Raw genomic sequence first — 8,767 nt, forward strand, 5'->3', positions numbered from 1 at the left:
CCCGCCCTCAGGCCCCGCCCTCAAGCCGCGACCGCGACAGCACCGCCACCGCCCGCCCGTCGACCAGCACCAACACGGCCTCGTGCGCGCCCCCCAGCGCCGCCCGCGCCTCGGCCGGCGACTGCCCGACGCCCACCGCCGGCAGCGCCGGCCCGAACAGCGCGCCCAGCGGACCACCCGGCGAATCACCCGGCGAACCACCCACCGGATCGCCCGGCTTGGCGCCGCCGTCCGCGAGCGCCGCCGCCAGCACCGCCCGCGACACCGAGCCGACCACCTCCGTCGCGCTCACCCCGTACGGCCTCGCCGCCCGCGCCAGCACCACCGGCGCCACCCCGCCGGGCACGGCGCGCAGCGCCTCCAGCGCCTCGCCGACCGTCGCACCGGCGTCGACCGCGACCAGCGGGCCGGCCCCGGCGAGCAGCGGCCGAAGGCCGCCCGCCGACTCCGACTCCTCCTCCAGGAAGCCCCACTGCCGCATCCAGTCGTCGCTGTGCACCTTGGACAGGTACGAGCGCCCGGAGTCCGGCAGCAGCACCACCACCAGGTCGTCCGGCCCGAGCCGCCGCGCGACCCGCAGCGCCGCCGCCACCGCCGTGCCCGAGGAGGGCCCGGCCAGGATGCCCTCCTCGCGGGCGAGCCGACGGGCCGTCAGCAGCGACTCGCGGTCGGGGATGCGCTCGAAGGCGTCCACCACCTCCGACCGGTAGGCCTGCGGCCAGCGGTCCTCGACGGTGCCGGGGTGGAGGAAGTGCCCGATGCTCTCGACGAACCACGGGCTGCCGTCCCCGCCCCCGTACATCGAGGACTCCGGGTCGGCGCCGACCACGGTCACGGAGCCGCCGGACACCTGCTGGAGGTACCCGCCGGTGCCGGTGACGGTCCCGCCGGTGCCGACGCCCGCGACGAAGTGGGTGACCCGGCCGCCGGTCTGCTCCCAGATCTCGGGACCGGTGGTGCGCACATGGGCGTCCGGATTGGCCAGGTTGTCGTACTGGTTGGCGAGCCAGGCGCCGGGGATCTCCTCCACCAGCCGCTGCACGACGTTGAACAGGTGGGTCGGGTCCTCGGCGGGCACGGCCGTCGGGGCGAGCACCACTTCGGCGCCGTACGCCCGCAGGATGTCGGACTTCTCGGGCGCCGACTTGTCGGACACCCCGGCGATCACCCGGTAGCCGCGCTGCCGCCCGACGATGGTCAGCCCGATGCCGGTGTTGCCGGAGGTCGCCTCGACGATCGTCCCGCCCGGCCGCAGCAGGCCGTCCCGCTCGGCGGCCAGCACCATGGACAGCGCGGCGCGGTCCTTGACGCTGCCGCCGATGTTGAGGAACTCGGCCTTGGCGTAGATCGGCGCGGGCAGCCCGGCGCCGAGCCGGGCGAGGCGGAACAGGGGCGTCCCGCCGATCGCGTCGAGTACGGATTCGTGCACTGCGGCCATCACGGCCCCTTTCACTGGCTGTCCGCCCGAGCCTGCCCGAACGCGCGGTCAGATAGTCGCTGGTGCTGTGACCGCCTGACCGACCGCGAACCGCAGCCCCGGAGTGCCGAAAGGGACAAGTTCACGAGAAGGACAGCGACAGAAGGACGACTCAGGAGGCGAACGGCTCGATCTCCCCCGCAAAGACGATGACCTGGTCGATGAGGCTCCGCCGCAGATGGACGACGTCCGTTCCCGCCAGACGGGGGCCTCCGTCCGGCGTGGTGAAGACCCACTGGTACCGGGCCCACTCGTCAGGCATGTCCACCGCTGAGCAGCGCGCCATCGTGCCGGTCCCCGCCGGGTGGTGCCGGATGTCCAGCACGAACTGCTCGACCGCCGCGATTCCTTCGCTGCGGCCCAACGGCCCCCAGAAGACCACGTCTGAGGTCAGGGCCTGGGAGAGCAGGGCAGTCACATAGCTGTCGTCCGAGGCGTTGAACGCGGAGATGAAGGTGTCGATCGCGGAGCGTGCCGTCTCTTCCTGCATGCCCCAGTAATACCAGCCGTTGCTCGTGCGCTCGTCCCGCGAGCCGCCTTCCGATCACGGTGGGCCATCCCGGTCACAGCACTGGCAGCCCCGGATCGTCGAGGCCGAGTCGGCGAGGGTTCTCGACCGTAAAGGGGCGCGAACAAAGGCGCGTGGCGCCCATTGCGCGCCCCTCAGATTTGCTGCGCTCCAAAGTGCGCAACGGTACGGCCCGCGCCCGCCCCGCCGATCGGGTGTGTGCGGAGAGTGATCGGCGCGCGATCAGATCAGCGGGTCGAAGAGATCGCGCCCCCAGTGGCCGAGCCAGGACGCGGTGGCGGACCACCGGGCCTGACCTTCCGCACCTTCCGTGGACTCGTCGTACGGCAGCACGGCGGTCGGGGCGAGCCAGCCCTCCCCCGGGTCGATGCGGACCCGCAGCACCTTGAGCGGTCTGCGCAGGGCGACGAACATCCGCAGGTCGTCGGTGTGCGGGCAGTGGGTCTCGTAACGGTCGTGGACGGTACGGCAGATGGACTTGATGTCGGTGTCCGCGAGCAGGAGGTGGCGGCTGCCGGGGCCGAGGTTGACGCAGAGGCGGCGGCGGGCGGTGTCGCGGTCCGGGTACGGCAGGTTCTGGTGGTTGTCGACATGCAGGCCGAGGCACAGGCCGTTCTCGGGCAACCGGTGGGTGACCAGCTCGCCGGGCGGGTCCTCGGCCGGTTCGAGGGCGACGTGCAGCGGATCACCGAGGAGGCCGACGAGCGCGGCGACGGTGTGGACGTCGGTGACGGTCCCGGGGAGGCGGAAGAACTCGGCCAGGCCGCTGTCCTTGGTGAAGAGGCCCGGCGCGTAGCGCTCGGGGTGCTCCTCGGGGAGCGGGGCCCAGTCGCCGGCGGGGACGACGGCTCCGTTCTCGTAGTCGGGCTCACCATGGACTCTGCGGACGTTGCCGATGTCGCAGCGGGCGCGGAGGGCCGCCGGGTCGCGGAAGGCGATGGCGGCGGGGTGCATGGTCGTCATGAGGGGGGCTCCTCGGTTCAGTCGTTGTCGTCGTCGGAGTTGTCGCCGTGACGGTTGATGCCGGTCATCAGGGCGGCGGCCAGGGTGGTCCACCAGACGACGTCGGCGGTGGCCGGCTCGCGCGGCGGGACGAGGTTCGAGGCGAAGCAGGCGAGGGCGAGGCTGGCGGCGGTGATCGCAGCCGTGGTGGCGAGCTTGATGGTGCTCAACTTTCGGGCGAGGGAACGTTGCTGTCCGCGGTACGGAGGACGCGCGCCCAGACGCGCTTGCCCGCGCCGCACCGCGCGATCACCCCGAAGTCGACGGCGAGCCGGCGGGCGAGTTCGATCCCACGGCCGCACTCGTTGAAACGGCCCGGACGCCGCTCCAGGAGCGGGAGGTCACTGCGGGGGTCCCAGACTTCGAGGCGGCAGCCGCCGTCGAACTCCTGAAGGTAGAGCCGGACTTCGCCGTCGCCGTGACAGGCGTGGACGACGGCGTTGGTCACGAACTCGGAGGCGATGAGGACGAGGTCGTCGACCGGGTCACCGACCCAGCCCCAGGAAGTGAGCTGGTCACGGACCAGGCGGCGGGCGGTACGGACCGAGGTTTCGTGCTCGGTGAGGGTGGTCTCCCAGGATCGGAGGACCGGGTTACGCAAGGTGGACATGAGTCACCCCACACCTTCAGTGGCGTGTTCGTTCGGTCACAGTGAGTGTGGCTGACATCAAATCGAACCCGCAACCCGAACGCAATGACAAATCCGTGGATCTTGAAACGAGTTGAGTCGCCTGCGCATCATGGCGAGACTGGACCCAAACTCAGAGGGAGGGGCGCCACTTGAGCAAGGACCTGTCAGCGATCAGGCAGATCCGCCTCGGCGACGAGCTGCGCAACTGGAGGCTGTACAACAACAAGACCCTTGCCGATTCGACAGCAGGCCTGAAGGGTTGGAACCCCGCCCGCCTCAGCAGAATCGAGCGTGCCCACCAGCAGATCAGCGCAGCCGACTTGAAGACGCTGCTGGATCACTACGGCATCGATGGACAAGAACGCGAGGACTTCGAGAGCCTGCTCAGCGACGGCCCTGCGAGGCGTTGGTGGCGTGGACTGGACTTTGCTGACAGCATCACCTCGGCCTTCGCGGAGTACCTTGATCTCGAAGCCGACGCCTCGCAAATTTCCGAGTACTTTCCTGCCGCGTTCCCCGGGTTGCTTCAAACCGAGGGCTACGCAACCGAGATGATCGCGGCCAGCCTCAGCGCTCCTAATGACGAGCAGATTGAGGCCGCCACAGAGGTCAGGATTCGTCGCCAGCGCAGGCTCACCGACAGTCACCCACTCAACTTCGAGGCGTACTTCGGAGAGGTCGCCCTGCTGGTGGCCGGAGATCAGAGGGTTCTGGCGGATCAGATCCGGCACGTCATCAAGGTGTCTCAGTACCCGAACGTGACCGTCCGCATGGTGCCACTCAGCGCTGGCAGGCCTGGAATTCTGGCATCAGGCGTGGTGCTGATGCGCTTCCCTGGGGATCCAGAAGGAGGATTCGTCTTCATCGAAGCAGTCGGCGGTATGCTCCCGCGTAGAACGGGACGCGACGTACGACGAGCCGAGCGCGCCATTGGCCGTGTTGAGCGCTGCGCGTTGTCACCCGAGGACACCATCACCGCCCTTGAGCGCAAGTTGGAAGAGCTGACGTGAGCGAGAAGCGCAACCCGTACGACCACAACCCCGCCGACGCCGGCTGGACCAAGTCCCCCTTCTCCGCTGACGACAACGGCAGCTGCGTGATCATCGCGCGCTTCCCCAACGGTGACGTCTGGCTCGGCGACGACAAGAACCCGAACCACCCCCACCTCGCCTTCGACCAGGCCGAATGGACCGCCTTCATCCAGGCCATCGAAGCCCACGACCCCCGCTTCACCGCCTGATCACCCACCGGGAGGCCAAGATGCGCGACCGCCACGACCCCTACGACCACAACCCCACCGACGCCGACTGGGCCAAGTCCCCCTTCTCCGCAGAAGGCAACGGCGACTGCGTGATCATCGCGCGCTTCGACAACGGCGACGTCTGGCTCGGCGACGACAAGAACCCCGGCCGCCCCCACCTCGCCTTCGACCAGGCCGAATGGACCGCCTTCGTCCAAGCCATCGAAGCCCACGACCCCCGCTTCACCGCCTGACCGCCCACCGCCCACCGCCCGGGCCGGGACCGCCGGGAAGCCCTGAGTGGCTGTTGCCGGCACCGGGCCGGTTCACGCTCGCGAAGGCCGCGGCTGGGCAAGGCGCCGGGTCATGAGCATCGTCGCCGAGCTGCCCGAGGCTAGGTTGGCGCGGTGCATCCGATCCGTTTCGAGGCCGCCACGACAGACGGCGTCCATCTCTTCCACTACCTCCCCGGCAATGACCTGGCGGTGACTCGGCACTGGCCTGGCCTGTGGCAGGAATGGCCTGAGGAGGGGACGCCGCACACCGAGTGGGCCGTGAACAACAACAACATGGAGGAAGTCGCCGTCTATGTGGGCCTGGTGTGGCGTCTGACGGCCGGCCTGGACCGCTATGTGATCCCGACGTACTACTGCGACGACGCCGAGCGTTTCCTGAAGCAAACGCCGATGCTGGTGAGCTGGGAGTACGAGGTCGACGCCAAAGCGCCGACCGCCACCACACGGGACAAGGGCTTCGTACCTGGTCGTACGGCGAAGCCCCTTCGGGTGGAGCCGACCGCCGCGGAGCTGGACCATGCCGGTCGTGCAGGCTTGTTCCGGTTGTCGACGCCTCGCGACCTGGTATCCGCGCTGCATGCGGTGATCTTCGACGCCTCGTCGGAGACCACGGTGTTCGCAGTCGCCCCCGGACCGGAGCGTCGCCAGCGTCTGGTGAGCGCGTTGAGCGGCCCGACTCCCCCTACTCTGGCCGAAGTCCTTGAGGGAGAAGGGGTGTTCGTGGACCTGACGATCGGCTCGGATTTCGACTACTACGACTCTGTCATGGTGGCGTCGCGCGCCGATCTGCGGCACCGGGTCGATGACCTGGCTGCCGACTATGCGCGCAGGATCTCGGCATATGAACTGCGCCTGGACGAACTCGCAAGTGTTCCGGACTTCCTCCGGGCGATGCCGGAGCTTGCCGGTGTGGACTTGGACGTTCCCTGAGCCCTCGATCACTCGATCGAGACCCTCGTTCGATCGGCAAGCCGCTTGATCGGTACGACAACAGCTTCTGGGTGCCGTCGAGCAGCTGGCGGTGGACCGCGGGGACGGCGGTGACGCGCAGGGTGTAGCCCTGGCCGCGCCGCACCGTGACGCCCTGATCGAGGGCGGTGGGCCGGCGGACTCCAGCCCGGTGGTGCGGAGGAAGTCGGCGACCGTGCCCGGCATGTCGGGCGTGACCGGCAGCTCGGGGACGGTGCAGGGCGAGGCGGTCGCGGTGGAGCACGTCGAGGACGTCGAACACGTCGAGGATGTGCCCGGTGCCGCGTACGAGGCGGAACATCTCGCAGATGTGCACGGTGTCGCCCGGCCGCGCACAGGTGAGCGGTTCGCGGAACTTCGGGCGCTGGAGGGGGTGGAGGCCGCTGGAGGTGCCCGGCGCCTCCTCGAAACGCCGTCGGCGTCGAGGGTCAGGCGCCGAAACCGTCCTCAAACTCCGCGCACTGCTCGCCAACGGCGCCCTCGATGCGAACCACTGACCGAGGGCCGGGACCTGGAGCCGACACGGCGCCGGCGATCACAGCCGGTCACCAGCAGGCTGGTTCGGTTGATCCCCGAGGCCGCACCCGGCGCCGCTCACCGCGTCCCCCGCGGCGAGCGGCGTCGACATTACCGCTCATCTGATCGACCGTCAACCAGTTCATCCGAACTGCCCCACACGCACAGCTCCCGCCATTACGCTCCCAAGCGTGATCACGCCCGGCGTCGATCCGGGCGCATTCCGTCATCACCACCACAGGGAGCGCATGCCATGAGCGAGCTGGTGTACCCGTCCGACCCCGGCCTCAACGGCCACGCCGTGGACGCGGCCGAACGCACGTACAAGATGAACGGCTTCGACCCGGCGCGGGAGGACTCGAAGCTCTCCTACACGCCCTGCCGGGTCGCCAAGCCCGCCTTCAACACCTACCACCGCAGCGGCGAGCAGACCGTGTCCGGCTTCCTGGACACCACCTGGGCCTACGACAGCCGCCTGACGGACGACACCGGCGGCCCCACCGGCGGGCCGGGCGCGGACCTGACCCGGCTGGAGGCCGCGAACGGCGCCTTCGACGAGATCGTCCTCGGCCTGGTCGGCCTCGTCGGCGGCCAGGGCAGCCTGGCGGCCGCCACCGCCCAGGCCGCCCAGGACTTCGGCATCGCCTCCTCCGAGCGCGGCGCCGTGACCTTCATCGACGCCTGGAGCGCGGCCGCCGCCTACCTCGGCTACGGGTTCGACGGCTGGGTCTCCAACGACTACCAGGACCTGTTCACCCAGCCGAAGGCCCAGGGCCTGCTGGGTGCCGCCCGGCGCCTCAAGGAGCGCAACCCGAACCTCTCGGTCGGCCTGCACATCGGCGGCTGGGACCTGAGCGAGGCGTTCCACTCCATCGCCCAGGAGCCCGCCTCCCGGCGGCGGTTCGCCCAGTCCGTCGTACGGATCTTCCGTGCCTTCCCGATGTTCTCCACCCTCCACCTGGACTGGCGCTGGCCCGGCTCGGCCGGCGCCCCGGAGGCCGGGTACGGCCCGGAGGACGCCGGGAACTACGCCGAGCTCATCCGCGAGACCAGGGCCGCGCTGTCCGCCGCCGACCGGAACGCCACGATCGCCGTCGCGGTGCCGGCCTCCGCCGCCCAACTGGACGCGATGAACGTCCCGCTCCTCATCGAGGCCGGCGCCGACCGGCTGGACCTGATGTCCTTCGACTTCTTCGGCAGCCCCTGGTCCGAGGGGCTCGGGCACCACACCTCGCTGCGCCGCGATCAGAACAGCAGCCAGACGGACTGCGTCGACAACGCCGTCACCCACCTCATCGAACACGCCGGCGTGGCTCCTCACCGCATCCACCTCGGCTACGCCACCACCACCCGCAACGCCAAGCACGCACACATCACCGGCATTTCGCCCCTGCGCGGCAGGTACGACAACGGCTCGGGCGAGACGGTCGGCTCCTTCGCGCCCGGCACGAGCACCTGCGCCGACGTGCTGCGCAACTACCTCGACCTGGAGCAGGGCAAGGGCCGCAACGGCTTCGAGCTGTACACGGACGTCGTCGCCGACGCCGACTACCTCCACAACCCCAGCACCGGCGTCTTCCTCTCCCTCGACACCCCGCGCTCCGTCCGCGCCAAGGCCGAGTACGCCCGCGCCCGGGGCCTCGGCGGCCTGTTCGCCGAGCACGCCGAGGCCGACCCGGGCGTGCTCACCAACGCCGCCCGCGAGGGCCTGGGGCACACCGTCACCGCGACGGTCGTCGACATGAAGCCCCTCTACGTCACCGGCCGCAGCTGACGGCGGGCGGCGCCGTCCGCACCGCGGGCATCACGGGAGGTCCCGTGATGCCCGTCGTCGGCCCGCTAGGTTCTGTCCGCGCGATCATGAGCGGAGCCAGATGACCAGTGCGGCGACAGTGACCGTGCCGAGGAAGATGTACACGCGCTTGTCATACCTGGTCGCGACGGCGCGGTGCGACCGCCTCGGGACCGTCCGAGGGCCTCGCCGGCCGCCCGGGGGGGCGGGGGGCCAGGGGGTGGCCCATGGGTGGTGTTCTGCGAAAAATTCCAGAGGATGGCCAGCCAGACGCTCGTTTTTCCGAACGACGAATTGTTTCCCCAGGAGGCCATA

General features: G+C 69.9%; 10 protein-coding genes. 5 read left to right on the forward strand and 5 right to left on the reverse strand.

What is annotated here, in order from left to right; translation table 11 throughout:
- Window positions 1-7: 7 nt before the first annotated feature.
- The 5 genes from ACFVX9_RS15990 to ACFVX9_RS16010 form a co-directional block, all read right to left on the reverse strand.
- On the reverse strand, window positions 8-1,438 hold the full coding sequence (locus ACFVX9_RS15990; RefSeq protein WP_387982097.1) for a pyridoxal-phosphate dependent enzyme: 1,431 nt from the start codon (window positions 1,436-1,438) through the stop codon (window positions 8-10).
- A 151-nt stretch (window positions 1,439-1,589) separates the two neighbouring features.
- Window positions 1,590-1,967 (reverse strand): hypothetical protein, encoded by a 378-nt coding sequence (locus ACFVX9_RS15995; protein ID WP_063346728.1) that lies wholly within the window; start codon window positions 1,965-1,967, stop codon window positions 1,590-1,592.
- Between the two features lie 261 nt (window positions 1,968-2,228).
- Window positions 2,229-2,969 carry a hypothetical protein gene (locus ACFVX9_RS16000; protein WP_387982099.1) on the reverse strand — a complete coding sequence of 247 codons (741 nt, stop codon included), beginning with the start codon at window positions 2,967-2,969 and terminating at the stop codon, window positions 2,229-2,231.
- 17 nt (window positions 2,970-2,986) lie between these two features.
- On the reverse strand, window positions 2,987-3,178 hold the full coding sequence (locus tag ACFVX9_RS16005; RefSeq protein ID WP_387982101.1) for a hypothetical protein: 192 nt from the start codon (window positions 3,176-3,178) through the stop codon (window positions 2,987-2,989).
- Window positions 3,175-3,618: an ATP-binding protein gene (locus tag ACFVX9_RS16010; RefSeq protein ID WP_380370731.1), complete on the reverse strand. Its 444-nt coding sequence runs from the start codon at window positions 3,616-3,618 to the stop codon at window positions 3,175-3,177. Before ACFVX9_RS16010 ends, ACFVX9_RS16005 begins: the two co-directional genes overlap by 4 nt.
- Before the next feature lie 170 nt (window positions 3,619-3,788).
- Between ACFVX9_RS16010 and ACFVX9_RS16015 the strand changes: the two genes are divergently transcribed.
- The 5 genes from ACFVX9_RS16015 to ACFVX9_RS16035 all read left to right on the forward strand — a co-directional run bounded on the left by ACFVX9_RS16015 (window position 3,789) and on the right by ACFVX9_RS16035 (window position 8,434).
- Window positions 3,789-4,649 (forward strand): helix-turn-helix domain-containing protein, encoded by an 861-nt coding sequence (locus ACFVX9_RS16015; RefSeq protein WP_380370734.1) that lies wholly within the window; start codon window positions 3,789-3,791, stop codon window positions 4,647-4,649.
- On the forward strand, window positions 4,646-4,879 hold the full coding sequence (locus ACFVX9_RS16020) for a DUF397 domain-containing protein (protein WP_380370736.1): 234 nt from the start codon (window positions 4,646-4,648) through the stop codon (window positions 4,877-4,879). The genes ACFVX9_RS16015 and ACFVX9_RS16020 overlap by 4 nt, the downstream gene beginning before the upstream one ends.
- Window positions 4,880-4,899: 20 nt before the next feature.
- Entirely contained in the window at window positions 4,900-5,133 is a 234-nt protein-coding gene (locus ACFVX9_RS16025) for a DUF397 domain-containing protein (RefSeq protein WP_380487089.1), read from the forward strand.
- A gap of 153 nt (window positions 5,134-5,286) precedes the next feature.
- A complete protein-coding gene (locus ACFVX9_RS16030; RefSeq protein WP_380487091.1) occupies window positions 5,287-6,105 on the forward strand; it encodes a hypothetical protein in 819 nt (272 codons plus the stop codon).
- An 808-nt stretch (window positions 6,106-6,913) separates the two neighbouring features.
- Window positions 6,914-8,434 carry a glycosyl hydrolase family 18 protein gene (locus tag ACFVX9_RS16035; protein WP_380564942.1) on the forward strand — a complete coding sequence of 507 codons (1,521 nt, stop codon included), beginning with the start codon at window positions 6,914-6,916 and terminating at the stop codon, window positions 8,432-8,434.
- The last annotated feature ends 333 nt before the right edge of the window (window positions 8,435-8,767 follow it).

Origin of the sequence: Kitasatospora sp. NPDC058243 (genome assembly GCF_042882025.1) — a bacterium.
GTDB lineage: Bacteria > Actinomycetota > Actinomycetes > Streptomycetales > Streptomycetaceae > Kitasatospora.

Coding starts and splice junctions, on each gene's coding strand:
- ACFVX9_RS15995 (WP_063346728.1), bottom strand. CDS start 1,967: ATGCAGGAAGAGACGGCACGCTCCGCGATCGACACCTTCATCTCCGCG.
- ACFVX9_RS16035 (WP_380564942.1), top strand. CDS start 6,914: ATGAGCGAGCTGGTGTACCCGTCCGACCCCGGCCTCAACGGCCACGCC.
- ACFVX9_RS16010 (WP_380370731.1), bottom strand. CDS start 3,618: ATGTCCACCTTGCGTAACCCGGTCCTCCGATCCTGGGAGACCACCCTC.
- ACFVX9_RS16025 (WP_380487089.1), top strand. CDS start 4,900: ATGCGCGACCGCCACGACCCCTACGACCACAACCCCACCGACGCCGAC.
- ACFVX9_RS15990 (WP_387982097.1), bottom strand. CDS start 1,438: ATGGCCGCAGTGCACGAATCCGTACTCGACGCGATCGGCGGGACGCCC.
- ACFVX9_RS16000 (WP_387982099.1), bottom strand. CDS start 2,969: ATGACGACCATGCACCCCGCCGCCATCGCCTTCCGCGACCCGGCGGCC.